This window comes from Sulfitobacter sp. SK011 (genome assembly GCF_003352065.1).
Taxonomy (GTDB): domain Bacteria; phylum Pseudomonadota; class Alphaproteobacteria; order Rhodobacterales; family Rhodobacteraceae; genus Sulfitobacter.
Genome location: NZ_CP025803.1, coordinates 2,513,251 through 2,539,375, shown reverse-complemented (window position 1 = coordinate 2,539,375; position 26,125 = coordinate 2,513,251). Strand labels below are relative to the sequence as shown.

General features: G+C 58.0%; 26 protein-coding genes. 5 read left to right on the top strand and 21 right to left on the bottom strand.

Annotation, left to right across the window (positions count from 1 at the left end):
* Positions 1-282: 282 nt before the first annotated feature.
* The 8 genes from C1J02_RS12490 to lptF all read right to left on the bottom strand — a co-directional run bounded on the left by C1J02_RS12490 (position 283) and on the right by lptF (position 8,989).
* Positions 283-618 carry a GNAT family N-acetyltransferase gene (locus tag C1J02_RS12490; RefSeq protein ID WP_205389803.1) on the bottom strand — a complete coding sequence of 112 codons (336 nt, stop codon included), beginning with the start codon at positions 616-618 and terminating at the stop codon, positions 283-285.
* Positions 619-922: 304 nt separating this feature from the next.
* Positions 923-1,504, bottom strand: a complete 582-nt coding sequence (locus C1J02_RS12485; protein ID WP_114878876.1) for a hypothetical protein — start codon at positions 1,502-1,504, stop codon at positions 923-925.
* Complete coding sequence (gene rsmA / locus C1J02_RS12480) at positions 1,501-2,352, bottom strand: 16S rRNA (adenine(1518)-N(6)/adenine(1519)-N(6))-dimethyltransferase RsmA (protein WP_114878875.1); 852 nt, start codon at positions 2,350-2,352, stop codon at positions 1,501-1,503. Before rsmA ends, C1J02_RS12485 begins: the two co-directional genes overlap by 4 nt.
* Before the next feature lie 61 nt (positions 2,353-2,413).
* A complete protein-coding gene (gene pdxA / locus C1J02_RS12475) occupies positions 2,414-3,391 on the bottom strand; it encodes a 4-hydroxythreonine-4-phosphate dehydrogenase PdxA (protein WP_114878874.1) in 978 nt (325 codons plus the stop codon).
* On the bottom strand, positions 3,384-4,607 hold the full coding sequence (locus C1J02_RS12470) for a peptidylprolyl isomerase (protein ID WP_114880540.1): 1,224 nt from the start codon (positions 4,605-4,607) through the stop codon (positions 3,384-3,386). The genes pdxA and C1J02_RS12470 overlap by 8 nt, the downstream gene beginning before the upstream one ends.
* Positions 4,608-4,612: 5 nt before the next feature.
* Positions 4,613-6,760 carry an LPS-assembly protein LptD gene (lptD, locus tag C1J02_RS12465; RefSeq protein ID WP_114878873.1) on the bottom strand — a complete coding sequence of 716 codons (2,148 nt, stop codon included), beginning with the start codon at positions 6,758-6,760 and terminating at the stop codon, positions 4,613-4,615.
* Between the two features lie 4 nt (positions 6,761-6,764).
* Positions 6,765-7,862 carry an LPS export ABC transporter permease LptG gene (lptG, locus tag C1J02_RS12460; RefSeq protein WP_114878872.1) on the bottom strand — a complete coding sequence of 366 codons (1,098 nt, stop codon included), beginning with the start codon at positions 7,860-7,862 and terminating at the stop codon, positions 6,765-6,767.
* Complete coding sequence (lptF, locus tag C1J02_RS12455) at positions 7,859-8,989, bottom strand: LPS export ABC transporter permease LptF (RefSeq protein WP_114878871.1); 1,131 nt, start codon at positions 8,987-8,989, stop codon at positions 7,859-7,861. The genes lptG and lptF overlap by 4 nt, the downstream gene beginning before the upstream one ends.
* Before the next feature lie 149 nt (positions 8,990-9,138).
* Here lptF and C1J02_RS12450 point away from each other — a divergent pair, with 149 nt between their 5' ends.
* Both C1J02_RS12450 and C1J02_RS12445 read left to right on the top strand, forming a co-directional pair.
* Entirely contained in the window at positions 9,139-10,611 is a 1,473-nt protein-coding gene (locus tag C1J02_RS12450; protein ID WP_114878870.1) for a leucyl aminopeptidase, read from the top strand.
* A 7-nt stretch (positions 10,612-10,618) separates the two neighbouring features.
* Positions 10,619-11,077, top strand: a complete 459-nt coding sequence (locus tag C1J02_RS12445) for a DNA polymerase III subunit chi (protein ID WP_114878869.1) — start codon at positions 10,619-10,621, stop codon at positions 11,075-11,077.
* Here C1J02_RS12445 and C1J02_RS12440 read toward each other — a convergent pair.
* The 3 genes from C1J02_RS12440 to C1J02_RS12430 form a co-directional block, all read right to left on the bottom strand.
* Positions 11,074-11,649, bottom strand: a complete 576-nt coding sequence (locus C1J02_RS12440) for a TIGR02281 family clan AA aspartic protease (RefSeq protein ID WP_114878868.1) — start codon at positions 11,647-11,649, stop codon at positions 11,074-11,076. The genes C1J02_RS12445 and C1J02_RS12440 overlap by 4 nt on opposite strands.
* Before the next feature lie 51 nt (positions 11,650-11,700).
* Positions 11,701-12,333 (bottom strand): MarC family protein, encoded by a 633-nt coding sequence (locus C1J02_RS12435; protein ID WP_114878867.1) that lies wholly within the window; start codon positions 12,331-12,333, stop codon positions 11,701-11,703.
* Between the two features lie 61 nt (positions 12,334-12,394).
* Positions 12,395-14,260 (bottom strand): ABC-F family ATP-binding cassette domain-containing protein, encoded by a 1,866-nt coding sequence (locus tag C1J02_RS12430; RefSeq protein WP_205389802.1) that lies wholly within the window; start codon positions 14,258-14,260, stop codon positions 12,395-12,397.
* A 105-nt stretch (positions 14,261-14,365) separates the two neighbouring features.
* Here C1J02_RS12430 and ndk point away from each other — a divergent pair, with 105 nt between their 5' ends.
* Positions 14,366-14,788 carry a nucleoside-diphosphate kinase gene (gene ndk / locus C1J02_RS12425; protein ID WP_114878866.1) on the top strand — a complete coding sequence of 141 codons (423 nt, stop codon included), beginning with the start codon at positions 14,366-14,368 and terminating at the stop codon, positions 14,786-14,788.
* Positions 14,789-14,843: 55 nt separating this feature from the next.
* Here the strand turns inward: ndk and C1J02_RS12420 are convergent, their stop codons facing one another.
* From C1J02_RS12420 to C1J02_RS12405, 5 genes are all read right to left on the bottom strand, one after another.
* Positions 14,844-15,242: a DUF4112 domain-containing protein gene (locus tag C1J02_RS12420; protein WP_114878865.1), complete on the bottom strand. Its 399-nt coding sequence runs from the start codon at positions 15,240-15,242 to the stop codon at positions 14,844-14,846.
* Between the two features lie 64 nt (positions 15,243-15,306).
* Positions 15,307-15,633 carry a TfoX/Sxy family protein gene (locus C1J02_RS12415; RefSeq protein WP_114878864.1) on the bottom strand — a complete coding sequence of 109 codons (327 nt, stop codon included), beginning with the start codon at positions 15,631-15,633 and terminating at the stop codon, positions 15,307-15,309.
* Positions 15,634-15,673: 40 nt separating this feature from the next.
* Positions 15,674-15,826 (bottom strand): hypothetical protein, encoded by a 153-nt coding sequence (locus tag C1J02_RS20915; protein WP_162798317.1) that lies wholly within the window; start codon positions 15,824-15,826, stop codon positions 15,674-15,676.
* A gap of 112 nt (positions 15,827-15,938) precedes the next feature.
* A complete protein-coding gene (locus C1J02_RS12410; RefSeq protein WP_162798316.1) occupies positions 15,939-16,973 on the bottom strand; it encodes an aldose epimerase family protein in 1,035 nt (344 codons plus the stop codon).
* A gap of 66 nt (positions 16,974-17,039) precedes the next feature.
* Positions 17,040-17,270 carry a phosphoethanolamine transferase domain-containing protein gene (locus C1J02_RS12405; protein ID WP_302622767.1) on the bottom strand — a complete coding sequence of 77 codons (231 nt, stop codon included), beginning with the start codon at positions 17,268-17,270 and terminating at the stop codon, positions 17,040-17,042.
* Positions 17,271-17,542: 272 nt separating this feature from the next.
* Here C1J02_RS12405 and C1J02_RS12400 point away from each other — a divergent pair, with 272 nt between their 5' ends.
* Complete coding sequence (locus C1J02_RS12400; RefSeq protein ID WP_114878861.1) at positions 17,543-17,818, top strand: 2TM domain-containing protein; 276 nt, start codon at positions 17,543-17,545, stop codon at positions 17,816-17,818.
* An 8-nt stretch (positions 17,819-17,826) separates the two neighbouring features.
* Complete coding sequence (locus C1J02_RS12395; RefSeq protein WP_114878860.1) at positions 17,827-19,380, top strand: NAD(P)/FAD-dependent oxidoreductase; 1,554 nt, start codon at positions 17,827-17,829, stop codon at positions 19,378-19,380.
* Between the two features lie 265 nt (positions 19,381-19,645).
* Here the strand turns inward: C1J02_RS12395 and C1J02_RS12390 are convergent, their stop codons facing one another.
* From C1J02_RS12390 to C1J02_RS12365, 5 genes are all read right to left on the bottom strand, one after another.
* A complete protein-coding gene (locus C1J02_RS12390) occupies positions 19,646-20,353 on the bottom strand; it encodes a Crp/Fnr family transcriptional regulator (protein WP_114878859.1) in 708 nt (235 codons plus the stop codon).
* Positions 20,354-20,791: 438 nt separating this feature from the next.
* Positions 20,792-21,709 carry a sugar kinase gene (locus tag C1J02_RS12380; protein WP_114880538.1) on the bottom strand — a complete coding sequence of 306 codons (918 nt, stop codon included), beginning with the start codon at positions 21,707-21,709 and terminating at the stop codon, positions 20,792-20,794.
* A gap of 8 nt (positions 21,710-21,717) precedes the next feature.
* The gene (locus C1J02_RS12375) at positions 21,718-23,811 is read right to left on the bottom strand and encodes an FAD-binding protein (protein ID WP_114878857.1); all 2,094 of its coding nucleotides are present in this window, start codon (positions 23,809-23,811) and stop codon (positions 21,718-21,720) included.
* Between the two features lie 31 nt (positions 23,812-23,842).
* Entirely contained in the window at positions 23,843-25,006 is a 1,164-nt protein-coding gene (locus tag C1J02_RS12370) for a Gfo/Idh/MocA family protein (protein WP_114878856.1), read from the bottom strand.
* 90 nt (positions 25,007-25,096) lie between these two features.
* A complete protein-coding gene (locus C1J02_RS12365) occupies positions 25,097-26,098 on the bottom strand; it encodes a LacI family DNA-binding transcriptional regulator (RefSeq protein WP_114880537.1) in 1,002 nt (333 codons plus the stop codon).
* Positions 26,099-26,125: the final 27 nt, after the last annotated feature.

The window sequence follows — 26,125 nt, the reverse complement described above, 5'->3', positions numbered from 1 at the left end:
GAGCGGTCCTTTTGATCGTGTAAGAATTGTTGCCGGTCTGATGAATTGGCTATTTTTCTCAAGCCTGCTTGCATGCCGTCCGCCCCCCCCCCCGCTTCGGAAGCGTCTCGAGATTTCCTATCCCTTGAAAGTTGCAGCATTCGCATGCAGCTGATCCGGACCAAATCTGTAAATCCGCATGTTGTCGATGCTGTAGGCTCCTAAAGCAGTTTTCGAAAAAACTGAATCAACTAACGCTGACTGAAATCAAAGATTTCAACGCGTTAGGTGATGCAAGATGTCTCAAGTTAGTTCGAAAACGCTATAATTGCCTGTAAAACTGGATTGTCGGCGCGTTCCAGTCGAGGCACCCCACTCAAGCATTTGGCAGTTCCTCTCAATTGCGTACTTGCACATATAGGCCATCATGATCTTACCCAGACCTTTGTGCCGCACATCATCGTCTATTAGAAAACCATCTATAAAGAGCCCAGAGCGGCCCGTGAAAGCGGATGATTTTTTGCAAGAATATACAAACCCGGCAGGTTTGCCGGAGTAGTAGCCGATCACCGCTTCGCCAAGGTTTTCGCGGAGCAATCTTTCTATCTCTGCTGTGGTTGCAGTGATCTCATCAGCCATTTCCTGGTAGGCACCAAGTTTTCATGAAGTCTACCAACAAGCCCGCATCCTCTGCTGTGGCCATGCGCAGTAAGAGGATTGGATCGTTTGTTTCAATCGGTTGCGGTGCCATCATTACGTCTCATCTGGAATTTGATCAAATTATGAGCGGGTAGCCTTCCCGTCATGCCAAACACCTCAAGCCGTCATTTCAATACGCTGATCAGGCCAGTGGGGAACGTCCGGATGTTTCGGCACAAAAGCCAGTTTCCCCAGATGAAGCCTGCGTCAAATCGCCCAAGGCAGGTGCAGTGCAGCGGTGCGTTTAGCCTTGCATTTCCCCCGGCAGCGCATAGCGCACCAGCCCTTTTTCGCGCTGCACGTCAAATCGACGCCGCCACGGGTATTTGGGGTCCTCGGGAACGCGCGACCAAAACAGCACGCCACCCATGCGCCAGGGGTCTACCACGATGCCTTGTTCCATCGAATCGCCGCGCGCCGAAATCACGGCGCTGCTGTGTTCGATCAGGAAGCGTTTGTTGGCGTTGGCGATGGCGCGGTGAACCTCAAGCGTTTTAAAGCCCTCTTGGTTCAGGCGTGCCTCCATATCTTCGGCCCAGTGGCGGCACAGGCCGCGTGGTTTTTCACCGCGGTTGACCTTGGCGTTGTGTACCAGCGGCGCATCGGTGATTTGATAGGCAATCGCAAGGGTGTGGGAATATTCATAGGAGATTCGCGCCGCGCGGGCGGCCTCGCTGGGGTCCACCTGCGGGTCAAGTGCGCGCAGGCTTTGGGCCAGTTGGGCGATCTGAGCCTCTGATCCGCGTGGCGGTCCGTTTTCCCCGTGTCCGGCGGCACAGGCGCTCAGCACTGCAAGTGAAAAGAGCAGGGCGAGTAATCTGATCATGCTTTGGCAGCCTTTTCGATTTCGCGGGCCAGCGCACAGAAGCCTTCAAGCGGGATCTGCTCGGCGCGGTCGGTGGGTTTGATGCCAGCGGCGCGCAGATGGTCTTCGATGTCTGGTGCCGCCCCTTTGAGGGCTGCACGCAGCATTTTGCGGCGCTGATTAAAAGCGGTGGCGACAATCCGGCTGAGCGTGGCGGGATCAGCGGGAAAGCGCGGAGCGGGCAGGGCGGTGAGATGCACCACGCTTGAGGATACCTTTGGCGGCGGCGTGAAGGCACCGGGCGGCAATTGCATGACAATGCGGGCATCGCTGCGCCATTGCGCGAGTATGGCCAGACGACCATAGGCCTTGGAGCCGGGGGCGGCGACGATCCGCTCTGCGACCTCGCGCTGAAACATCAACGTCAGGCTTTGCCAGAACGGCGGCCAAGTCGGCGGGGTCAGCCAACGCACCAGGAGTTCAGTGCCGACATTGTATGGCAGGTTCGCTGCAACCCGGATCGGCGGTGTCAGATGGGCGAGGGGATCAATTTCAAGGGCGTCCCCTTCGATGACCGTCAGCCTGCCGGGATAGGCCGCTGCGATCTCGGCCAAAGCCGGCAGGCAGCGTGCGTCTTTTTCAATCGACAGCACATGGCGCGCCCCCTCAGACAGCAATCCACGGGTCAGCCCGCCGGGGCCGGGACCGATTTCAAGCACATCACAGGCGCTCAGGTCACCGGCCTGCCGGGCAATCTTGGCCGTCAGGTTCAGATCCAGCAGGAAGTTCTGCCCCAGTGATTTGCGCGCGGAGAGGCCGTGGCTGGCGATCACGTCGCGCAGGGGCGGCAGGGTGTCGATGGCGCTCATCTTGCGCACCTCGCGCCGGGGGGCGGGGCCGGGATATGTGTATTTTTGGAACAATGAAACATCATCGGCTGCGCTTGGCCATGTGGTGCGCCAGTTTAACAGCCTCAATCATGCTGGTTGGGTTGGCGATGCCCTTTCCGGCAATATCAAAGGCGGTGCCATGGTCGGGCGAGGTGCGGATGAACGGCAAGCCGAGGGTCACATTCACACCTTTGTCGAAATCAAGTGTCTTGATCGGGATCAGCGCCTGATCGTGGTACATGGCGATGGCCACGTCATAGCGCGCGCGCGCGGTGGCGTGAAACATCGTGTCGGCCGGCAGGGGACCGGTCAGATCAAACCCTTCTGACCGCATTTCAGCCAGCAAGGGTGTCATCCAGTCACGTTCCTGCGTGCCCATTGTGCCGCCTTCACCCGCATGCGGGTTCAGACCCGCAACGGCGATGCGTGGAGACGCAATGCCGAAATGGCCCTTCAGGCTGGCATGGGTGATCTCGATCGTGCGGCGCAACCCCTTTGGGGTCAGTTGATGCGGGACCTGTTCCAAGGCGATGTGGATGGTTGCCGGGACCACACGCAATTGGTCAGAGGCGAGCATCATCACCACATCATCCACCCCGCCAAGGGCCGCCAGATATTCGGTATGGCCGGGGTAGGCGAAACCGGCCCCGTCTTTCAGCGCCTTTTTGTGAATGGGCGCTGTGCACAGCGCTGCGGCCTGACCGTCACGCACCATCGCAACGCCTTTTGCAATCATGTCAATCACCCCTTGCGCATGACCCGGTTGCGGGTGTCCTTGGACCGCGTCACTGCCAAAATCAAAGGCCAGAACGGGCAAGGCATCGGCGCAGATCGTCATCGCCTGATCTGCGGATTGGATGATACGGTGCGGTATGTCGCGCGGCAGATGACGCGGATCGCCAAGCCAGAGCATCGGGATTTCAGCGCCGATGGCCGACCAAGCTTGCGCGGCAACCTCCGGTCCGATCCCCGCAGGTTCGCCGCAGGAAATGACGACCGGGCCGGTGCCGTTACTCATTTATCGAAATTTGGGCATCCGCACGCAGCTGTTCGAGCAATTGATCGGCGTAGCCCTGCAATTTGCGCTGGCGGATGGATGCGATCACGCTGTCGCGGTCAACCTCAGCGTTGGCTTCGGCGGTGCGGTTGCACAGCATCAGGAACACCAGCGTCTGGCCATCCGCGCGGGTCAGCGCAATGGAGGATTCACCGGGATCAAGCTTGGCCAGTTCAATGGCGACATCTTGCGGAATTTCGCCGGGCTTTTTGGCCCCACGGTCAAGCACTTCGGCGGGCTGTCCCTTGGCGATGCCATAAAGATCATCACAGACATCAACCTTGGCGCGCACTTTGGCCGCTTGCGCCAATCCAGCCTCTGACCGGCCACCGGGAATGTAATAGGCTGCATAGTCAATCTCGGAATAGGCGCGTGAGGGGGTTCCGGTTTCCTCAATCCCGCGCAGCTGGAAGAGCGCGATAGCGTTCGGAATTGGCAGCGGGGCGGTCACTTCACCCGGGGCCAAAGCCAGAATGATCGGGTGCAAGGAAGGCGGCAGCTTTTCAAGCGGTGTCCAGGGCATCCGGCCGCCGTTGCCGCGCGATGCTGTTGCGGAATAGCGGCGCGCATAGCTTGAGAACTCTGCCTCGGACTGGGTTTGGGAAATCTGATCCGCCAATGCCGCAACCCGCGCGGCGTTTTGGGGAGGGGCGGGAATGATTATCTCGGACAACAGAACGCGAATGCCGGAGCCTGACCCGTCCGCCCCAAGGGCGCGGTCAATTTCGGCGTCCGAAATGGTCACGGTGTTGCCATAGCGGGCGCGGACATAATCACGCCACAGCACTGATATGGTCACAAAATCGCGAAAGGTTTCCTCGTCCACACCAGACTGGCCCAGAGCGGTGATGAATTCTTCTGCGGTCAGGTTTGCCCTTGCGGCAAAGTCGGTCTGGCCCTGTCGGACCTCTTCGGGGGAAAGCTCGCCGCCCGCCTGGCGCATCAGTGCGCTGCGCAACCGGTCATCGATCAGCCCGTCAACCACGCTTTTACGATCAGAACCGGGCGCATTCAGCAATTGCAGGAACCGCTGCCGCTGCTGGACCTCAAATTCCGTCACCACAGAATCGTTGACCTGCGCAACCGGTGCATACAAGTTCTGCGCCGCAGCACCCTGACCCATCACTGCGATCAGGCCAAAGGCGGCAATGCATCGGATCAGTTTGGAAAATTTCATTTTGATTAGTTCCGACATGAGCGCACGTATCTTTCTTTTCCGGTTGAGGCGGCAAAACCCCTTAGGCCGATGTTAAACCCGATATTGGTAGAGGGCTCAACACTTGTTGAGGACGAATAGCGGCGATTGACCGAAAGGTCGACCGTGACACATTCATTGTAATAGGTCAGACCAAAGCCCGCCGTTGCGGAGCGGTCATCGGCGATGTCAAAGCGATAGTCTGCGCTGGCAGACCATGCGCTGCTGATTTTGTACAGGCCATCCAGTGATATTTCCGAGATGTCCTGGGGGCGGGCCTCGGCCGGGTCAGCGTCAAGCCAGACATAACTGCCGCCCATGCTGCCCCGCGCGAAGTCCCAGTCGCCGCGCAGTTCGGCTTTGGAGAACTTGAACTCTTTGTCAAAAATGCTGCGCCCCGTCAGTGACAGGCCGTTCGCGGTCTTGATCTGGCCCGCAAGCAACAGATCAGACGAGGTGCCGGCCAATCCGGAGGTGTTGGTGAATGCCGGGTCCGCCTTTTCGCGCAGCACCTGACCCACGGTGATATGCGCGTCCCAGCCTGCGGGATCGATGCGGGACCAGTTCAGGCCCACGGCGGCGATCCCATGGCGTTCGCGGCGATCAGGGCGTGGAAAACGTGACAATGCCAGCAGGTTGCCTTCGTCGAATTCGACGCGGGTGCTTTCTTCGTTGGGAATGACAAGGCGGTCGCCACCAATCCACCCAAGCTGTGCCACGGGTTCCAAGGTTTGCACGACACCGTTGCGGCCCCGGCGCACCATCGGATAGCGCACCGCCAGCGCTGCATGTGGCACAAAGTCCGAATGGTTCTGGGCAAAGGTTGAATCCTGCGTGATGTCGAAAAAGCCAAAATTGGCACCGACACGAAAATCTGCCACCACCCCTGATTGCAATGTCAGACGCCGCAGCCAGTCAACCTCGCCATTGATCCGCGCCACATCGCGTCCGTCCACGATCAGGTCTGGGTCCGGTCCATCGATGCTCAGGTCGGAACTGCGCCGATGGCTGTGCGCCTGCAATGCTACGCGCACCTCGCCACCCATGGACGCGGGGAAGTAACGCCGCTCGTATTCACCGTCCAATACCAGCGTGGGCAAAGTGTCATTGTCTTCGTTGTCGCGCAGGGATTCAAAATTAAAGAGGCTGGCACGGACATATTGGTCCCGGCGCGCCCGACTTACGGTCAGTTCTGATGTCAGCCTGTCTTTGCCCGAATACCCATATTCCGTCAGATAGGCGTGGTCGCCGGTTGTCTCAATCGCAAAGTTCAGCTTGTAATCGCGCGCCAGATCAAAGTGTCCGAACCCGAAAAGATACGCGCGGGTTTTGCCGGGGCGTTCATCATCGCGCGACACTGCGCCGTTGAATTCAATGCGTCCGGTTCTGTATGCCTGCCGATAGCGCAACTCAAGGGTACGGGTACTGCTGGACAGATAGGGTGTCACGGTCAGGTCGCGCCTGTCGCCTATTTTGATGAAATACGGGATCTTGAGGCCGGTGCCCAACTGCGATGTGGTGCGGATGGAGGGCGTCAAAAAGCCAGTGGCGCGGTCCAATGTCGGATCTGGCAGCCGCAGCCGGGGCAGGTAAAAGACCGGGATGTTCTTGATGCGAAACTGCGCATCGTCGAAAAAAAGCTGCTGTTCGAGCTGGTCATGTACAACGCGTCTTGCGCGGATTTGCCAAAGGGGCGCTTCGCCGTCCTCGCAAACCTTGCAAGAGGTCACGGCGGTTTTGTAAAGCTGGCTGTAGCGACCCTCGACCCGATTGATCTGAACTGCTGCCAGTTGCAATTGCTGATCCAGGATCAGCCGCGCACCCGTCAGAAGGCCGGTTTGCAGATCCTGATCAAGCTGCGCTGCATCGGCCAGAATGATGGTGTCATCGCCTTCGCTTAGTACAATCGGACCTTCAATGACCAAGGACCCGGTTTGTCGGCTGTAGCGGATGGACCGGGCGCGGATACGGGTCGTGCCCTGAAATGCCTCGACATTGCCTTGTGCCACCAACGTGCGGTCGCGGGTGATAAACACCTGATCTGCCACCAAAACGGCGGCCGCCGGGGGCGCGTCCTGTGCCGCCAGCACTGCTGGCAGCGAGATCAGGGCAATAAGTGCAAGGACAAGGCGCATGTGATCAGCCGTCCTCTGCATGCAAGATCAAGCCCAACGCCAGCAGGATGGCGGCCGTCGGCGGGGCCCAAGCGGCCAAAACCACAGGTATCTGACCGTTCTCGCCCAAGATTTGCGCAAAGCTGCGGATGAAATACAAACCAAACCCCAATAGCACAGATGCCAGTACAGCCATCCCTGTACCACCAAATCTGGTATGACGCATGGTAAAGGCGCTCGCAACAAGAACCATCGCGATCAGGAAAAATGGCCGCGCAAGCTCGGTTTGAAGCCACACTTTGTGGCGGCGCGGGCTGAACCCTGCCTGTTCAAGTTGCAGTATAAATTCAGGCAAATCATAGATCGAAACGGCGGCGGGTTTGCCAATACTTTCGCGGATGCGTTCAAGGGTCAGCGTCGAAGGTATGGTCAGGTTCTTGTAGTATTGCGCGTTGCCTTCGGCATTGGTGCCTGCCTGCAGCGGCCAGGATTTTGCATCGCGCAACGACCATCCCACATCGGTGAGCGCCGCGCTCGCCGCCTCAATGCGGCGTGTTGGTCCGCCATCCGGCGCATACGACAGGAAGGTCACGTCATAAAGGACAGAGGCATCATCGTTTGACCGCCACGCCCGGATCACGGTCTGGCCCAGGGCGCTGCCCTGACGCAGCCACAACCCTTCGTCGCTGATCGACAAGGCCGAGGCACCACCGGCGCGGTAACTCTCGGACAATTGCAGATACCGTTTGCCAGTGGCCGCAACGATAGGGTTCAACACACCCACTGCCATCACACCGATGATAAAGGCAACAACCACAGGGGCAATCAGCGCCCGCATGGCAGAGCGCCCCGCTGCCCGCGTGACCACCATTTCTGATGACCGGGCGAGTGAGATAAACAGCGCGACGGTGGCCAGAATTACGATCAGCGGCAGGATCAGGTTAATGGTTTGCGGCGTGTTCAGCAGGGTCAGACCCATGATGTTTTTCCAGCCGATGTTGAGGCTGCCGAATTTGCGCGCCTGATCAACGCCATCAATCAGCACCACAAGCGCAAAGAGCACAATGGTGATCATCATGAACACCGCAGCAAAGCGGCGGGCGAAATAAAGGTGCAGGATCATGGCGCAACCTCTTTGCGGCGCAAACGGCGCAGCCAATTGGGGTGTGATGCCTGCCACAATATCGCCAGCACCAGAATAATTCCAATTGCCGACGGGACATACATCAGCGGCCAGGCAGATCCATCACTGCGCACAGGGTCGACCAACACCCCGCGGATGCCGTCGATTGTGATCAACAGACCAAACGAGATCACCACTTCGCGCCACACGCCGAACCGTGAATAACCGCCGACCATCAGCGTCGAAAACCCGATCATCGCCGCGATGATGCAAAACAAGGGTTGGGCAAAACGTGAATGGTATTCCTCGGCAATGACGCCCGCAGTGGCTCCGGTGCGTTTTTCGAGATTTGACCAATCTGATATGAGATCCGGTGTGGTGATATTGCCGATGGATTGGCTGCCGGATGTGCTTTTGTCCACAAGGGCAGAAATATCGAACGAGAAATCGCGAAACTTTGCCGTGGCCAGACGTTTGTCGACGGTGCTCAGCCGTTGCGCCAGACCATCGACCATAATCAGGGTTGTCCCATCGCCGTTGCGCACAAGATATGCCTCGGCAGCGGTGTAGATCACACCTTCATTCGGGGTTCGGCGATCAGACAGAAACACATCGCGCAGCACCCCATCGGCGTCGATAGTGCGGGTATAGAAGGTGACTTTTTCGGTGGGATGCAAAAATGTGCCTTCGGTCAAGAGCCGCGCGGTCACGTTCTGAGATATCTCATTTTCCCGCTGGTTCAGCTGCGCCTGCGCCAGCGGCACCAGAATATGCGTCAAAATCGACATCATGAGGGCGACGCAGATGCCATAGGCCAGCACCGGACGCGCCAACCGCCATGGGCCGGTCCCGGTTGATTGCAGCACGGTCAATTCAGATTCGCTCATCATCCGGTTGGTCACATAGACCGCGCCGGCAAATGCCGCGATGGGCAGAACGGTGGTGATCAGTTTGGGCAGGCCAAGTGATGTAAATTCAAGGAAAACAAGGGCGGATTGGCCGTCACCGATCAACCGGTCAAACAAAACGACCGCACGGTTGATCCAGAACAACGCCACAAGCACAAGCGCAAAAAAGCCAAACAGCACAAGAAGCTGCGACAGCATATAGCGGTCGAATTTGGCCACTGCGATCCCCCAAAAAGATGCTCTGACGGCTGTTTTTCGGCATCGTAACCCATAATGTGGTGCGGGAAAACTGATATCTGTCCATAATTCTGGTCATGGGCGTTGTGCCGCGATAGGTCTTGTTTGAATTTCTAACCGAGGCGCGCACCATGACTGACCTGACCCCTATCTCATTTGCCGATACAGATATTGATCAAATAGCTGGCCATGCTGGCCGGATTGCGGTGCTTGTTGACAAGGATGGCCGCCTGGATGCCGGGGCGCGGCGGGTGAATAAATTAACGCGTGGCGCTTTGGCGCGTCTGATCGAGGGTGCGCCCTTTGCCAAGCTCAAACCGGGGGATGCGGTGGCGATGGCCTATCCCGGCGGCTTGACTGCTGACGCGGTGGATGTGGTGTGCCTGCCAAAAGGGGCGGACCGCCATGTGGCGCGCCGCGCGGGCGCATCTTTGGCCAAATTGCGCGGTCAGTCGGATGTGTTGATCCTTGCGGCAGGAACCCGGCGGGTGGCCGAGGTCGCCTATGGGGTCGCACTGCGGGATTACCGCTTTGATGATCATAAAAGCGACGCGGAAGCGCGCAAAGGTGCCGTGCGTGTGATGTGCAGCAAGCCGGATGCCGCGCAAGAGGCCTATGCCCCGTTGATGGCCATTGCCGAAGGCGCGTTTATGACACGCGATCTGACCAATGCACCAGCAAATGTGCTGACCACGACCGCGTTTGCGGATCAATTGGCGCAGATGAAGAGCATTGGACTAAAAGTTGAGGTTCTGAATGAGGATGATCTTGCAAGGCTCGGAATGAGAACGCTTTTATCTGTTGGTCAGGGATCAGATAGCCCATCGCATGTCGTGGTGATGCGTTGGGACGGCGGCAAAAAAGGCGCGGCCCCGCTGGCGCTGGTTGGCAAAGGCGTGGTTTTTGACACGGGCGGGATCAGCCTGAAACCCGGCGCTGGCATGGAAGACATGACCATGGACATGGGCGGTGCGGGCGTGGTCTCGGGTGTGATGCGGTCACTGGCGCGGCGCAAGGCGGCGGCCAATGTCGTGGGGCTGGTGGGCATCGTCGAAAACATGCCCTCGGGCAATGCCACGCGCCCCGGCGATGTCATCACCTCGATGAAAGGCGACACGGTAGAAGTGATCAACACCGACGCCGAAGGGCGTTTGGTTTTGTGTGACGTGATGTGGTACGCGCAGGATCGGTTCAAACCTGCGGCGATGATTGATCTTGCAACACTGACGGGGGCAATAATCGTCAGTCTTGGCCACGAGAATGCAGGCGTGTTTTCAAATGATGACGCATTCTGCACTGCGTTTTTGAAAGCCGCCAAAACCGAAGGTGAAGGGGCCTGGCGGATGCCATTGGGCAAAGCCTATGATGATCTGCTGAAAAGCCGCATTGCCGATATGAAGAACATCGGTGGTCGCATGGCCGGGGCCATTTCGGCAGCGCAGTTCCTGCAACGGTTCGTAAAGGACGGGGTACCATGGATCCATCTGGACATTGCAGGCGTGGCGTCGGTCAAGACCGATACAACGCTGGCCCCTAAAGGCGCGACCGGATGGGGCGTGGCGACACTGAACCGTCTGATATCCGATATGTTTGAGAAGGATTAATCAGGTCATGGGTGCCGCCTATTTCTATCAATTTTCGCGCAAGCCATTGGCGGACACGCTGATAATGCTCTTGGGCAAATCGTTGGAAAACGATTGGAAGGTCGCGGTGCGCGGAACGGATATGGCGGGGCTTGAAGCGCTGGACAAGGCGCTGTGGCTGGGGCCGGAGGATGGATTTTTGCCGCATGGGCTTGCAGGCGGGCCGCATGACGCCGATCAGCCTGTTTTGTTGACCTTGGGGACAGAGGCAGCCAACGCGCCACAGTGTGTCATGTCGGTGCAGGGGGCGGATGTTGGTGTGGATGAGGTCGCAGCGCTGGACCGGGTCTGTATCTTGTTTGATGGCGATGACGAGGTCGCATTGGACCGCGCACGTGGGCAATGGAAAACGCTGAAAGATGCCGGAGGCTCGGCGCAATATTGGTCCGAGGCCTCAGGTCGCTGGGAGAAGAAGGCCGAAACCTAACGGGTCAGGATCAGCTCGCCATTGGCGATTTCCAAACGGCCCCAGCGCTGCAGATATCCCATGCCAAGCAGCGAATCCTCCATCTGGCCACCATTGACCACCGCTGCGACGTCGCGGTCGGTCACATCGCCCAGTTGCACTGCATCTAGGCGCACAAAAGCGGTCCGTACCTCGCCATTGGCCGTGTTTGCGCGCCCCAGATAGGTCAGTTGATCGGGGTCCAGCCCGGCGCGCCGTGCATCAGACTGAGTGAGCACCATGTCGGTTGCGCCCGTATCCAGCACAAAGCGCACATCGGCACCGTTGATCTGAACCGTCAGGTAATAGTGGCCATCCGCACTGCGCGGAACAATGATCTGTCCGGCGTCTGTCATGCGGGTCTGGGATGCGGGGCGGCTGATGTCTTGCCACAGCCCCACGGCTGCGGCACCGCCAACAAAGATCATCGCCCAAACCGCAGCATGTTGCAGGGTTTTGTTCAGACCTTCGCGGGTCTGCATCAGGAACCATCCGGCAACCATGACCAAAAGGACAATGAGATAGATCAGGCGTGAGGTGTCGAAATCGGCCATTTGATGCCCTTTATGGAGTCTGAAGTCATATAGGGCTGGTTTGCCGGGTTGTCAGCCCACGCCCGGTCCAAAACCAAAGGCGGAAAGGCCATCGAGCACAAATTGCACGGACAATGCGGCCAGCAACATGCCCAGCAACCGGGTGATGACGTTGATCACCGATTTGCCAATCACCCGTTCCAGATAGCCACTGGCCTGTAGGGTCAGGGCCATCACCACAAGCACAAAAAGAGTAATGCCGCTGACAGTCAATAACCCTTCCCAGCCGGGTTTTTCGCCGGTGAGCAGAATCACGGTTGCGATGGCACCGGGACCGGCAATCAGGGGAATGCCAAGCGGAAAGGCGGATGGGTCGTTGTGGTCGTCTTCCTCGGCGGTGTCGGCGCGGCGTTTGGTGCGCCGCGCAAAAAGCATGTCGAGGGCGGTGATGAACAGCAAGATACCGCCCGCGACCCGGAAAGCGGGCATCGAGATGCCGATAAAGCCAAGCACCGCCTCGCCAAATGCCGCAAAAATGATCAGCACGGCACCGGCAATGATACAGGCACGCCAGGCCACGCGGCGGCGCTCTGCATCGGTCATGCCGGGGGTCAGCGCCAGAAACAGCGGTGCAATGGCAATCGGATCGACCACCACAAACATGGTGACAAGGGCGGTGATCATATAGGCGGTGTCGAGTGTCATTGTTTATTCTGAATGGGGGCTTTGCCCCCAAACCCCCGAGTATTTAAGGCGAAAAGAAAGGTCAGGCGGTGGCTTTTTCGAGTTTTTCGAGTGCGGTCATCCAGAGCGCTTCGGCGCGGTCGAGCGCTTGCATCACTTCGGCATATTTTTTGTTCCAGACCTCAAGCTCGCCTTTTTTGGCGTCTTCGTAAAGGTCGGGATCGGCGAGTTTCTTGGCCAGCTTGTCGCGCATGGCGTTGATCTTGTTCACCCGGTCCTCTGATTTACGGGCATCTGCGCGCAGGGCGATCACCTCGTCGCGGCTGGCGCGTTTGGGTTTTGGGGCCTCTTTGGCGGCCTTGTTGGGGTTCTTGCTGACCGGTTTGACCGGGGTCAGCAGCATTTTGCGGTATTCCTCAAGGTCGTCGTCATAGGGGGTGACCGTGCCCTCCGAGACCAGCCACAGGCGGTCGGCGACCATCGACAAAAGGTGCATGTCGTGGCTCACAAGGATGACTGCACCGGAGTACCGGGTCAGCGCCTCGACCAGTGCTTCACGCGATTCGATGTCGAGGTGGTTGGTCGGTTCATCCAAAATCAGCAGATGTGGGGCGTGCAGGGTGGCCAAGAGCAGCGACAGGCGCGCCTTTTGGCCGCCCGACAGACGGCCCACTTCGGTTTCGGCCTGATCGGGGCCAAGGCCAAATCCCGCAAGCTGTGCGCGCAGTTTGGATTGCATCACGCCGGGGCGGGCGGTGAGCATGTGTTGCAGTGGGGTTTCCGCAACAATCAGTTCTTCGACCTGATGCTGGGCAAAGAAACCCACCCTGAGTTTGTTGGAATTGACCTGTTTGCCCGCCATCAGGGGCAGGCGGTCAGACAGCAGTTTGGCCAGTGTCGATTTGCCTTGACCGTTTTTGCCCAAAAGCGCGATCCGGTCGTCCTGATCAATGCGCAGGTTGAGCCGCGTCAGAACGGGGTGGTCGTCGGAATAGCCGACAGAGCCACCTTCGATGTTGATGATCGGGGGCGACAGTTCTTCGGGTTCGGGAAAGGTGAACACCTTGCGCGCTGCCTCTTCCGGCGGGGTGATCATGTCCATCTTTTCGATCATTTTCAGGCGTGACTGGGCTTGCTTGGCCTTGGATGCCTTGGCTTTGAAGCGGTCCACAAAGCTTTGCATATGCTCCTTGCGGGCCTGTTGTTTCTTGGCCATCGCCGTCAGTTGCGCGCGTTTTTCGGCACGCTGGCGGGCGAATTGATCGTAGGGGCCTTGGTAAAAGGTCAGTTTGCGGTCTTCGAGATGCAATATCCCGTTGACGGCACGGTTCAGCAGGCCGCGGTCGTGGCTGATGATAATGACGGTGTGCGGATATTTGGCGAGGTAGCTTTCAAGCCAAAGCGCGCCCTCAAGATCGAGGTAGTTGGTCGGTTCATCCAGCAACAGCAGGTCAGGTTGGGCAAAGAGCACGCCCGCCAGGGCCACACGCATGCGCCAGCCGCCCGAAAATTCGGAGCAGGGCATTTGCTGTTCTTCGTGGTCAAAGCCAAGGCCTTTGAGGATCGAGGCGGCGCGGCCTTCGGCAGACCATGCGTCGATGTCGGCCAGCCGCGCCTGAATGTCGGCAATGCGGGCAGGCTCGGTGGCGGTCTCTGATTCCAGCATCAGCGCGGCACGTTCGGTGTCGGCGGCCAGAACTGTGTCGATCAAGGAGACCTCGGACGACGGCACCTCTTGTGCGACGCCGCCGATCTTGGCGCGTGACGGCAATGAGATGGCACCGGCGTCCAGCCCCAATTCGCCGCGGATGATTTTGAACAACGTTGTCTTGCCAGCACCGTTGCGGCCGACAAGGCCAACCTTGTGACCATCTGGAATGACGGCGCTGGCCTCTTCAAACAGGGGCCGGCCTTCGACGGAATAGTTGATTTCTGAGATGCGTAACATGGGCGCGGTGTGGACCAACGGGTGCGCGGCGTCAATCACAGCTTTTCATGGGCCGGACCCCATGTTAGGGAGCGGCCAAATTCAACACCGATAGGAGCACGCCACATGGCCCTCGAACGTACATTTTCGATCATCAAGCCCGATGCAACACGCCGCAACCTGACAGGTGCGATCAACAAGAAGTTTGAAGATGCGGGTCTGCGCATCGTTGCACAAAAGCGCATCCACCTGACCAAGGCGCAGGCGGGCGAGTTTTACAAGGTGCACGCCGAGCGTCCATTCTATGACGAGCTGTGCGAATTCATGGCGTCGGCACCGATTGTGGCACAGGTTCTGGAAGGCGAAGGGGCCATTGCCAAGAACCGTGAAGTCATGGGGGCGACAAACCCAGCAGATGCCGCAGCAGGCACAGTGCGTGCAGATTTTGCTGAAAGTGTTGGCGAGAATTCTGTGCACGGGTCGGACGCGCCGGAAACCGCAGCGGTTGAGATTGCCTATTTCTTTTCGGGTCTTGAACTGGTCGGTTAAGCCGCCAGAGTTCAGCACAAACAAGAAAGGGTCGCAGCGATGCGGCCCTTTTTCGTTACGGGGTATCGGCCACGCTTTGATCCGGGAGCGGACCAACCCGACCCTGTTGCGCCAGATGGCTGTGCAGCAGGTCAACGTTGCGGGTGTTGGACCGCCAGCCGATGTCAAAGACATCGCCCACCAGCGGGATCGCCCCGATGGCCAGATCGATGCCAACATTGAGGCCCATACGGGCCATGATGGATTTCGATGCCCCCAAACTGAGCGATTCCCGCAAGATAAAGATCGAGGGTACCAGTGTCAGCGCATCGCCGACGACAGGCACCAGACCAAACACCGAATCCCAGCCCACGCGAATGCCAAGGACCGGCACGCGAAATGCACTGTCCATGCGCTGCGCCAATTTGCGCAGTCGGGCCAGATCAGTGGCATGGGGGTGATGATCAAGGTTCATATGGTTGAAGTTAGGTGTTGATTACTTTGTTTCAACAGCTTCTGACGAAGCATTAGGCGTGTCTTTAAGTATGGCGCACCCCAATGACATTCATCATCCGTTCAAATTCTGATGTGCCAGGATCGTGGCTTTGGGCCTTTATGGCGTCGAATTTTGCGCGCAGGGCGGTTTTTTCCGCCCCTTTGCAATCATTCCATGGACGTCCCTGCAGGCCCATGACCAATACATAATAGCCAATGAAATGGGGGCGCATGCCGCTTTTGAGCAATTGCGCATAGGCGGTATCGGCACCAAGGGCGCGCAATTCTTCGGCGCTGTTGATGCCGGCTTTGGCGCAACTGGCCTCATACGCGGGGCCAAGGTTGCGGATCGACGAAACGGGTGTTTTCATCTGCTGGTTTTAGGATGAACGCGCGGTCATGTCACGGGGCTCAGAGGCTGGCGTAATCCGTGATTTCAGGCTCCGGTGGTGGCGGTGTCTTATCTGAGGTGTCGGTCTTCGGTTGTGGCACAGGCTCAGGGCGCAGTGGCGGTTCCTGCGCGGGGTCATCTTTACCAAGGTCACTCTTATCAAAACGGGCCATTGCAGCATGCTCCTTTCCCCCGGCAGGCAGGCCGGTCGGATTTGCCCCAGAGCAAGTATGCTGGCAGATTTGGTCCGGGGAAGGGCGCAATTGAGGTGATTGGACGTTAATCTTAGGGCGGGGTCAGCCTGAAATGGGTGCTTTGGGCATAGGTTTGGCCCGGTACCAATGTGATTTGCGGAAAATGATCGTGATGCGGTGCATCCGGCCAATGCTGGGGTTCAAGGGCGATCCCGGAATAGGGTTTCAGCGGTGGGCAATCGGCCATTTCAACTGCCAGATCAGGCAGGGAAGCCCCCGCATAGACCTGCAAACCGGGGGCCGTGGTGGCGATATCAAGCCGGGTGCCGTCGCTGCCCGTGAGGGTCGCGGCATGGGTTGGCGTGGCAAGAGGGGCCGACGCGAGGCAAAAGTTTACATCGAGCGCCGGGCTGAGCGGCACGGGTTTCTCGGTTTCAAAGTCGAACTCACTACCGCGCGTTATGTGTCTTTCACCTGTGGGCAGCCCTTGTGGGTCGGTCGGCAGATATTGGGTGGCATTGACGGCGATGCGATGCCCGCCGACGTCGGGTGTCCCATCAAGGTTCCAATAGGGGTGCGCGGCGACGTTCATCGGGGTCGCCCGGTCCGTGGTGGCCGTGATGGTGAGGGTCAATGTGTCTGCCTCAACGCTGTAACGCGCCAGGATCTGCCGATTGCCGGGCAGGCCATTCATACCGTCCGCGAGCGCGCAGGATAGCGTCACGCTTTCAGGGGTTTGCAATTCGATTTGCCAGAGGCGTGTGTGCAGGCCGTCTGGCCCCGAATGCAGGCAATTTGTGTTTTCATTCTGTGGCATCTGGTAGGTCTGGCCGTCCAGTGTGACCCGCCCGTCTTGCACCCTGTTGGCGATCGGCCCGACCAGCGATCCTGCGCAAATCGGCACTTTGGTATGATCCGCGGGATCTGCGAACCCGATGACGAGATTTCGGGTCTGACCCGCAAAACGCACACCCACCAATGCGGCCCCTTGCGGCAATATGGTGGCGCACAGGGTGTCGGAGCTGATGGTGATGGATTGTTGATTGGTCATGGCCGCTAGGATTGCCCGGATCACATCAGGGACACAAGCGGGTGTTTTGACGAGGTGCGCAGCGTGGCCGGGCATTTCAGTGGCGCATATAAGATGGGGCTCAAGGACGCTTATGAAGAAACCTTTGCCGGTCGGGCTCATTTAAACCAGTGCTCTGGACCTGATCCTTGAAGTCAGGAGGCGCAGGATGGACGCGTAGGTTTTCAGATCCGCCATCAGCAAAGCGGCCGCCAGTGCGAAACTGAGGATGAACATCACCACGGGCACAGCTAATGTCCGGATCGTTCCCTGCGGCTTGATCTTGATCGCGGTGATCACCAGCGCGGGCAGGGTGCCGTAGAACATCACATGGGCGGCGAAACCGAAGGTGATCAGATTCCCACATCACCATCGAAAGCTGGTGGAAACACGACAACACCAGACGGCCAGATCGTGCTCTGGATTACCGCCCGCTTGCGCCAGAAGCTGTCGTGGCGATAAGCCAAAAGCCAATCATCCACTAACTTTCATTTTGGAATACTCAGTTGGGGCAGGCCGGTCCGAAAACACGATCTGTGTGGAAATATCCATTGATCTGGCTCAATACCGGCAGCCTTCCGGTGTGTTAATTTAGTCTGATCATGCAAAATTGGTGGAGAAAGGCCATGGAGAAATCCCAAGCATATCAATCAGCCAAAAAGCGCGTTGAATCCAAGATGGGATTTTACACTCACCTGTCCGTTTATGTCGCGGTCATTCTATTCCTTGTGGTCATCAATCTACTGACCTCATCCGGTAGCATCTGGTTCCACTGGCCAATGCTGGGATGGGGGATTGCGGTGGCAATTCATGCCTTGGTGGTTTTCGTATTTCCAGGTCAGTTCGCTGTCACCGAAAAAATGATCGAGAACGAAATGGACAAGTCCCGAACGGGTTCTTGAGGGGTGCTATGGTCAAAGGCGAAACACAGACTTGGGATGCCATTGTAATCGGGTCCGGCATGGGTGGCATGGCATCTGCAGCAACACTGTCGAAAATGGGCCACAAGGTATTGTTGCTGGAGCAGTACGAGACCTTGGGTGGGCTGACGCACAGCTTCTCTCGCGACGGCTTCTCATGGGATGTTGGGATTCACTATCTCGGCTGCGTCGCGCCGGGTGATCGGGAACGCGGATTCATCGACTGGCTGGCGCATACGCCCATGGACTTCGAACCGATGGGAGCGGTCTATGACAATCTGCACCTCGCAGACGCGCCGCCGCTTGCGCTGTCGCGCCCGTTTGAGGCGCAAGAACGCGATTTCAAAGATCGCTTCCCAGATGAGGCCGAGGCGATCGAGGCCTGGATAGCCGCCCTTCGGGAAGGGCGGGATGCGATGTACACGCTGAGTTCTACCCGCGGCATGCCCGAGATTGCCGCCCAGATGACGGAATGGTGGAACCACCGCGCCATCAACAAATGGTGCAGACGCACCACCCAGGAGGTTGTTGACAGCATCACCCAAAACCCGGAACTTGCCGCCGCCTTTACCGCCCAATGGGGGGACCATGGCGGTCGGCCCCACAAGGCGAGCTTTGGCATGCATGCCCAGATTTGCGGTTCTTATCTGGAAAGCGGCGCATGGTATCCGGTGGGAGGCGGCAAGGCCTTTGCCGACCATCTGATCCCGACGATCACCCATGCGGGTGGAGAGGCCCGCGCCGGAGTAAAGGTTGAGACGCTGCTGGTCGAGGATGACAAGGTCGTGGGCGTTCGCACATCGACAGGCGAAGACATCCGGTCGGACGTCGTCATTTCCGATATCGGCGCGCGCGAGACGATCAACAATTTGCTTCCCTCTGGCTTTGGTCCCGAAGATTGGATCAGCGAAATTCAGGCGCTGCCAGCCTCTATTGCCCATTTCGATCTTTTCCTGGGCTTCGAGGGCGATGTGGAACAGGCCGGTGCCACGCGGTCAAACCACTGGGTTTATCCGACCGGACAAGTCGACGCAGTATGGGCGGAGGCACCAGAGGGTGATCCGCCGGGTTTTTTCCTCTCGTTCGGTTCACTAAAAGATCCAAGCCATGATCCGGGACCCAAGCAGAAATATGCGGGCGACATGGTCGTTTGGACCGATTGGGACTGCGTTGCGCAATGGGCGGACATGCCATCTGGCGCGCGGGGCGCGCAGTACAAAGCCTTCAAGCAGCAGGTGGAGGATAAGATGTTCGCGCTGTTGGAAAGGTACTTCCCGGACTTGGCCGACCTCGTCGTCTTTCGGGAGCTTTCAACGCCGCTGGCGACCGCGGCGATCACCGGCCACCACCAGGGCCGCTTCTATGGCCTGGATGGGACGCCTGAGCGCGCACTAAGCCGTGCGCTCAAAGCCAAGACCCCGATCGAAGGGCTTTATCTCTCAGGGCAGGACGTGGTCAGTCAGGGTATTCAAGGCGCGCTTTGGGGCGGAGTTTTAGCCGCGGCAAGCGTCGATCCCAGAGTTTTTAGACAGCTTCGCGGGTGATCCCTCAACAGGCGTTTTGCCCGGGGCTGATGTTTATGGAAGCGCCAACACTCGAGGTAGTGAACTCAAAACCGCTATGCGGAAGCACGCAAGTTTTACGTTTTACCGGAACAGTTGTGCGTTGCTCACGGTCTGTTCCTGCTATTCATTCATAGCGCAGCATTTTGGAGGTGTGAACGGCAGTAGAGTTGGGCGGAGCGGACATCTGACCGCCACTCCATTTTTCAATATTGATTGCTATTGCAAATGTGCAAATCGCCGCATTTCAAATGGCTTGATCGATATTGCTGACAGAAGGGATACCGTCCGTCTGAAGCCTAGGTGAACCAGCGCGCGCTACTTTCTCGGCTAAATCCACAGAAATCATAGCATCCATTGCAAGCCGGAACCTCGGATCGCGGGTGGCGCGTTGTTTTAACTCTGCGATTTCCCATTCAAGGATATCACAATCGCTCACTAGGTAAGTTGATGCGGAAGCGCGGTTCCCTGTCAGATAGGCCACTTCACCTATGAAAACACCGTCCGGAACAAAAAACCGACTGCCATATTTTTCAATTTCGACTTTACCGCCAATCACGTAGTAGAGAGTGTTGACGCGGCTACCATCTGCGGTAAGCTGATGTCCTGCCGGCCTGGTCACGCGGTTTGCTACACTCATTAATTTACGGAAATCGCCAGGCGGCAGAATGTCGAAATGCGCATAAATATCGCGGTACTTTCTGGGTATAGCCCAGACCGAACGTCGATAAAACAAACTCATTAAGCCAATAAGGTTTGCTGTTCCCGTTGCGGTGCTGGCCCATATAGCAGGCCACAATGGCGTATCATTCACAACCGCGTAATACCAAATGTAAAGCGCTGTTCCGACAAGCAGCATGGCCCGAAGCATTATTTGATTGATAATGAGATACCCGAGCACAAACATCCCTGCCGCCGCGAGTACTAAAAAATCAGGCAAAAGGAATTCGTTCATTTGCACACCAGAAGTAACCAAAAAAATGTGTCAGATAAATTATGCCGCCCAGCACACACCAAACCGCTACCTTAGGCAAGCCGACTTGAAATCGGCCGTGTGAAATTATGTCAAACCACCCCGGAAAGCTTTATTCACCAAAGCAGTAAATTTGATCAAAGGTTCACTTTTTTTGGTTAAGCTTGACCGCATTGGGGTTTTTGCCGTCATGCGGCGGCGCAGAGATTTGCCACGGCGGGGCTTGCCTGTGTCGGCGTGAATGGCCCGGAGCGGACATTCATGCACCACGCAATAAAAGGGGCTTCGGCTCGTGCGGTGAGCGGGGCACCATGCACAGACCTGCTGTGCTGCAACCTGCAGCTAAGACACTTAGTGCCTCATCGCTTACAAACAGATCAGCAGGTGTCGCGGTCGCGCGTCCTTGAACCTTGCCATTCTTCAGATCAGATTGGGGATATGTTCCTTTGGAATTCGGGCCCCGAAATGCCGAAGAACTTCTGACGATACTGCCTGGCCGAACGCAATTGCGTCCTGCTGAGGGTGCCCGGATAGGCGCGCCGCCAGATAGCCTGCGTTGAAGGCATCGCCTGCGCCTGTGGTATCACGCATGCCGCTGACGGAAGGGGTTTCAACCGTCGTTTGTGTACCGTCACACAAGCCCAGAACCGGACCGGCACCGTCCTTGACCGCAATTTCTGTAACGCCGGCTTTTTGCAGCCGCTCAAGTGTCGCCTGTGGGGATGTGTCGCCCCACAAGGCCGCCTCATCGTCAAAACTGGGCAGGGCGATGTCAGTGATCTCAAGAAAGGCAGACAGGGTTGTGCGGGTCTCGTCTTGTGACGACCACAGCCTGGGGCGCACGTTCGGGTCGAAAGACAGGCGCGCGCCTTGCGAGCGGGCCGTGGCGATCACATCCCAGAGGCGCGCGCGCGCATCAGCCGACAGGATCGCGAGGGTAATGCCTGAAAGGTGAATGAGGCCCGCCTGACCGATTGCCTTGGTCAGCCAGTCTGGGTTGTCCGCCAATAGCCGCGCGGCGGAGTGTGATCGCCAATACTGGAAATCTCGTTCAACCCCCTTCAGGGCGATCATATAGAGGCCCATGGTGCGGTCATCGACGCGGCCAATGCAGGAAACATCCATGCCGTCGTCTGTGAGTTGGTCGATGAAGGTGTCCGAAACCGAATCCCTGCCTACCTTTGTGACAAAGCCAACTTGTCCGCCGGTGCCCAGAATTTGGGCCATATGCCAGGCCGTATTGAAGGTGTCGCCCGCAAAGCTGCGCCGATAGGTATCATCGCCGATCACGGCCATTTCAATCATGGCCTCACCGATTGCGACCACTTTGCTGGACATGAAATCCATCACGTTGTGCCGGTTTCATCAGCGAGGTCAAAGATTCCGCCTGTCAGCCAGGCGGGCCAGTCGCGTTCAAATACCGATTTGGCCTGTGTGTCGAAAGTGCGGATGGGGCGGGTGGTGACGGCCATGTCATTGCCAACCAGCCGCACAAGAATTTGCGATTGCATGTCATCTGCGCGTTCCGGGCGGAATCTCACCTCTGGCAGCGGTCCGGTCCTCGATCTCGGCAGGGATGCGCCATCTGGGTCACAGATTGCGCGTGCGCCACGGCTGCCGCCGCCTTGGGCGATATAGAAATCAAGCGCGGCAAGCACCGCCTCTGACGCGAGGGCCATCTGCTGCCATTGCACGACGCGGGCGGCTTCGTTGTTGCGGGTAAATGAAAGCCCGTTTTCACGAACCGCCTGACTAAGCTTGCGGGCGTCTTGATGCGCACGTTCAACGTCTATGGCGTGGCACAGGATACCTGCGTGATCGCTCATTCGGGCCTGAATTTCGCGGCGCACGTCTGCCACGGCATAGGGGCTGTCAGCGTTCAGGACGGCGAGGATAGCTGCAACAGCATCACCGGTTTGTGGGCGTGCATCCGAATTTGCGGGTGCCGCTGCGCGACCACTGGCCGCGATGTGTTCGGCAACCCGTGTGCCAAAGACCTGACCTGCATTCAATGCAGACCCGCCGGGGCGTGTTGCGCCATGGGTGCCTGCGGCCTCGCCCACCGCATAGATGCCAGCGATGTTGGTCCGCCCCCAGGTATCGACGGCGATGCCGCCGTTCATATGCTGGTGGTTGACGGCAAACTCCAGCGGATCGGCAGTGATATCCACCTTGTAGCGTTTATAAAGTTCGATCGCGAGCGGGTTCATATGGCGCAGACGATCAATGGGCAGGTCTTGATTGGCTCCCGACCGTTTGAGGTAATCCCCTACGTCAGGGTCGAGCCGATCCAGGCTGAAGTCCTGATCACCGGGCACCGGCAAAAGGTTGCGGTTGAAGTCAAGAAAGACCCGCCGCCCTTTCTGGCCCTCGCGGTAGATCGCCAGATCCACAAGGCTGGATTCGAAGTTCAGCATCCGGCTGGCATGGAATGGCCATTGATAGCCTTTGCGAAAGATGTTCGAGGCCATTTCTTGGGTGGTGCGATAATAGTCGGCCAGAAAATGATGCTCTTGGCCATCCGCATCAAGGGAATAGATATGCGGGATCACCTGCACATAGGTGCCTGACAGGTTCCAGGGGAACCCTTCGCGACGGGTGCCGATGCCGAACTGGCTTTCGGTGATGTTCACCAGCGCGAGCCCCGTTTCCAGCGCCAGCCCAAGCGTGCCAAAGCAGCCGTTGGGGAATACGCTGTCGCGGTACATCTCGCCGGGGCCCCCTGCGGCAAAGACAAGAGCCTCGCATTGGAACAGCGCCAGACCGTAGGGATTTGCGTCGGTGCTTGTTTTGGGCCGGATGGTCAGCACGCCGATGACGCGCAACTGATCACCTTCTTGCTTGGTCAAAACCTTCACGGCGGTCGTATGGTTGTAAAATGGAATGCCGAGACGCAGCGCTTCCTCGGCCAGAACCTTGACCATCAGGCGCGACGTGCGTGGTCCGCAGGATGTCGCGCGGCCAACCTCATCATGGTCGGTCTGATATCGCAACGTGCCGCCCAGTTCATCCTGTGGTAACGGCAGACCCAGATACTGCAGCGACGCCATCGCCCGGATTGAGCCAATGGCCTCGATATAGGCGGTGTCTTCGTCCATGGCACCGCCCGACCGGATCGCGGCGGCCATATCCTGAAAGTTGTCACCCTGATCCTTGGTGTTGGCGGTGTGCAGCGTTTGTTTGTCCGACCCCGAACAGGCGGACGTGCCGCCCCATGCACTTTGACTGATGATAGTTACATCAACGGCGCGGCGCTTCATCTCGACGGCGGCACGCAGTCCGGCGGCACCGCTTCCGATCACGAGGCTTCCGGCGCGAAACACAGGGACGTCGAAGCCATCCACGGTCATCCGTTCGCCCGTGTCAGGGGCGTTGCCGAGGCGCGGCATCGCGACGTCGGTCAGCGCATCAAGGATATGTTGAGGGACGGACAGGCTCATCTCGCGACCTTCTTTTTGATTGGGCAGCAGGTCACGGAATGTCGACCCAGCGTCTCAGGCGCGATGATTCCATACAGGCATCGACAATCTGGCAGATGTGGTGGCCCGTCTCAAAGGTCGGCCACATGGGCTTGTTGGCAACGATGGATTGAATGACTTCGGCCGCCTCAATGATCTTGCTTTCGTTATAGCCAAGCGCAAAATTGGGCAGCGGCAGGAAGGCTTTGTAGGTTTCATGTTCTGGTCCGACGTCGATTTCGCGGTAGCCGCGCCGCCCGACCTTGTCGTCGTTCGAATAGAACCGCAGGCGGTTCACCTCGTCATAGGTGTAGGCCAGACTGCCCTTGGTGCCGTATATTTCATAGGTCTGCATGAATTTGCGACCCGTGGCGATGCGGCTGAAATCGACCAGACCGCGTGCGCCATTGGCAAAGGTGCACAGGATGTTGGATCCATCGGGATTGGTGATGTCTGCCCAGTCTTCATCACCTGAAAGCGCCGTTTCGGCACCCAGCCCGACACCTTCGACGACCGGCCTTTTGGCGGTTATAATGAAGTTGTCGGCAATCAACGCGCTGACCTTGCCGACCAAAAACTCCATGAAGCTAAAGACATGGCTGCCGGTGTCGCCGACGATCCCCGTCGGGGCCAGATCGCCGTTCGCGCGCCACATATAGGGTGCGAGGGGGTCGCCATACATGTCGACATGCTGGCAGCCCTTGAAGAGCTTGATTTCACCGATTTCGCCTGCCTCGATGATCTCTTTCGCGCGGTCGTGCACGGGGTTGCGGGGAAATGCATGGCCCACGCGGGTGATCAGCCCCTTGGCTTTGGCGATGTCGGCAAGTTCCTGCGCCTGTGCGGCCGTATCGGCCAGGGGCTTTTCGCAAAAGACATGTTTTCCGGCCAGCAACGCCGCCTTTGCGACGTCGTAGTGCAGATTGTCGGGCAGGCAGATATCAATCAGGTCCACATCAGGATCGGCCACAGCCTCTTGCCAGTTGGTCAGAATTTTTGCACCCGGTGCGCGAAAGGCAAGGTCTTGCGGCGTCGATGATTTTCCGCCGACCAGTGCGACAACCCGCGCCGTACCGCCGCTTTCCCCGAAGAAATGCGGAAAGGTCTGATAGGCCATGGTGTGGACCTTGCCCATCCAACCTGATGCACCCAAAACGGCAACTTTTACCTCAGTCATGTCCGTCTTCCTTTCGTTTGTTCCAGGCTGGAACGTTCCATCATTTATCGGCGCACAAGTGGGGATTTGGCCCGGTTGTGCGACGTTTGGTCAGGCCCCGCTTGAGGCCCGTTTGATCAGTTGAACCGGGCTGCGCGCGGTGACCACGGGCGTTTTGCCGTCCTTGACCCAGCCCAAAATCTGCGCCGCAGTGGATTTTGCGAAATCAGGGATATTGCAGCTGACAGAGCTCAGCGGCGGATAGCTGTCCTGGCAATCTTCGATGTCGTCGAAACCCACAACGCGCAGATCGGTACCGACCTTGATGCCAAGCTCTGGACATGCCGCCAAAACACCCAAAGCGACGAGATCATTAAAGCAGATCACACCATCGACCTCCGGATGCTCAGCCTGCAGCTTCGCGGCCATGGTCTTGCCAAAAGACCGGGTTGCCTGTCCGGTCAGGACAACGGGTGTCATCCCATTCTCGGATAGGACGGACAGATACCCGCTCATGCGTTCTTCGGTGACAGCGCGGCCATCAAGCCCGCCAAGGAATGCGATCCGCTTGCATCCCATCTCAAGCAGGTGTTCAGCCGCAAGGCGTCCGCCACGCAGGTAATCTGGGGCCAGAAAAGGAAACTTTGGGTCTCCCGACTTGAGCGACCGAAAGACCTGAAGCGTCGGTGTGTTTGACGCATTCAACACGTTCAACGTTTCTTGTTCATCGCCATAGCTTGGCGAGATGATAAATCCTGACACCCCATGCTCAACAAGCGAGGATATCATCCGGGTTTGCAGCGATGGATCTTCGTCTGTGTTCGCAAGTACGGTGGCATAGCCATTGCGCGCCAGTTCCATTTGGAACAGCGCCGCAAATTCCGTATAGAACGGGTTGCGCAAATCGTTGATGACAAGACCGATCAATCCAGAGGACGACGACCGCAACGTGGCGGCGGAGCGGTTATAAACATATCCGATGTCCGCCATCGCCTGCCGCACGGCCACTCGCGTCGTTTCTTTGACGGCGGATCCTTGCAGCACAAGGCTGACCGTCGATTTCGACACGCCCGCGCGTTTCGCAACATCAAGGATTGTGGGGCGCTCTTTCATTTTGCTTTTGTGTCCTGTCGGTGCATC

Coding starts and splice junctions, on each gene's coding strand:
- C1J02_RS12490 (WP_205389803.1), bottom strand. CDS start 618: ATGGCTGATGAGATCACTGCAACCACAGCAGAGATAGAAAGATTGCTC.
- C1J02_RS12485 (WP_114878876.1), bottom strand. CDS start 1,504: ATGATCAGATTACTCGCCCTGCTCTTTTCACTTGCAGTGCTGAGCGCC.
- rsmA (WP_114878875.1), bottom strand. CDS start 2,352: ATGAGCGCCATCGACACCCTGCCGCCCCTGCGCGACGTGATCGCCAGC.
- pdxA (WP_114878874.1), bottom strand. CDS start 3,391: ATGAGTAACGGCACCGGCCCGGTCGTCATTTCCTGCGGCGAACCTGCG.
- C1J02_RS12470 (WP_114880540.1), bottom strand. CDS start 4,607: ATGAAATTTTCCAAACTGATCCGATGCATTGCCGCCTTTGGCCTGATC.
- lptD (WP_114878873.1), bottom strand. CDS start 6,760: ATGCGCCTTGTCCTTGCACTTATTGCCCTGATCTCGCTGCCAGCAGTG.
- lptG (WP_114878872.1), bottom strand. CDS start 7,862: ATGATCCTGCACCTTTATTTCGCCCGCCGCTTTGCTGCGGTGTTCATG.
- C1J02_RS12450 (WP_114878870.1), top strand. CDS start 9,139: ATGACTGACCTGACCCCTATCTCATTTGCCGATACAGATATTGATCAA.
- C1J02_RS12445 (WP_114878869.1), top strand. CDS start 10,619: ATGGGTGCCGCCTATTTCTATCAATTTTCGCGCAAGCCATTGGCGGAC.
- C1J02_RS12440 (WP_114878868.1), bottom strand. CDS start 11,649: ATGGCCGATTTCGACACCTCACGCCTGATCTATCTCATTGTCCTTTTG.
- C1J02_RS12435 (WP_114878867.1), bottom strand. CDS start 12,333: ATGACACTCGACACCGCCTATATGATCACCGCCCTTGTCACCATGTTT.
- C1J02_RS12430 (WP_205389802.1), bottom strand. CDS start 14,260: ATGTTACGCATCTCAGAAATCAACTATTCCGTCGAAGGCCGGCCCCTG.
- ndk (WP_114878866.1), top strand. CDS start 14,366: ATGGCCCTCGAACGTACATTTTCGATCATCAAGCCCGATGCAACACGC.
- C1J02_RS12420 (WP_114878865.1), bottom strand. CDS start 15,242: ATGAACCTTGATCATCACCCCCATGCCACTGATCTGGCCCGACTGCGC.
- C1J02_RS12415 (WP_114878864.1), bottom strand. CDS start 15,633: ATGAAAACACCCGTTTCGTCGATCCGCAACCTTGGCCCCGCGTATGAG.
- C1J02_RS20915 (WP_162798317.1), bottom strand. CDS start 15,826: ATGGCCCGTTTTGATAAGAGTGACCTTGGTAAAGATGACCCCGCGCAG.
- C1J02_RS12410 (WP_162798316.1), bottom strand. CDS start 16,973: ATGCCCGGCCACGCTGCGCACCTCGTCAAAACACCCGCTTGTGTCCCT.
- C1J02_RS12400 (WP_114878861.1), top strand. CDS start 17,543: ATGGAGAAATCCCAAGCATATCAATCAGCCAAAAAGCGCGTTGAATCC.
- C1J02_RS12395 (WP_114878860.1), top strand. CDS start 17,827: ATGGTCAAAGGCGAAACACAGACTTGGGATGCCATTGTAATCGGGTCC.
- C1J02_RS12390 (WP_114878859.1), bottom strand. CDS start 20,353: ATGAACGAATTCCTTTTGCCTGATTTTTTAGTACTCGCGGCGGCAGGG.
- C1J02_RS12380 (WP_114880538.1), bottom strand. CDS start 21,709: ATGTCCAGCAAAGTGGTCGCAATCGGTGAGGCCATGATTGAAATGGCC.
- C1J02_RS12375 (WP_114878857.1), bottom strand. CDS start 23,811: ATGAGCCTGTCCGTCCCTCAACATATCCTTGATGCGCTGACCGACGTC.
- C1J02_RS12370 (WP_114878856.1), bottom strand. CDS start 25,006: ATGACTGAGGTAAAAGTTGCCGTTTTGGGTGCATCAGGTTGGATGGGC.
- C1J02_RS12365 (WP_114880537.1), bottom strand. CDS start 26,098: ATGAAAGAGCGCCCCACAATCCTTGATGTTGCGAAACGCGCGGGCGTG.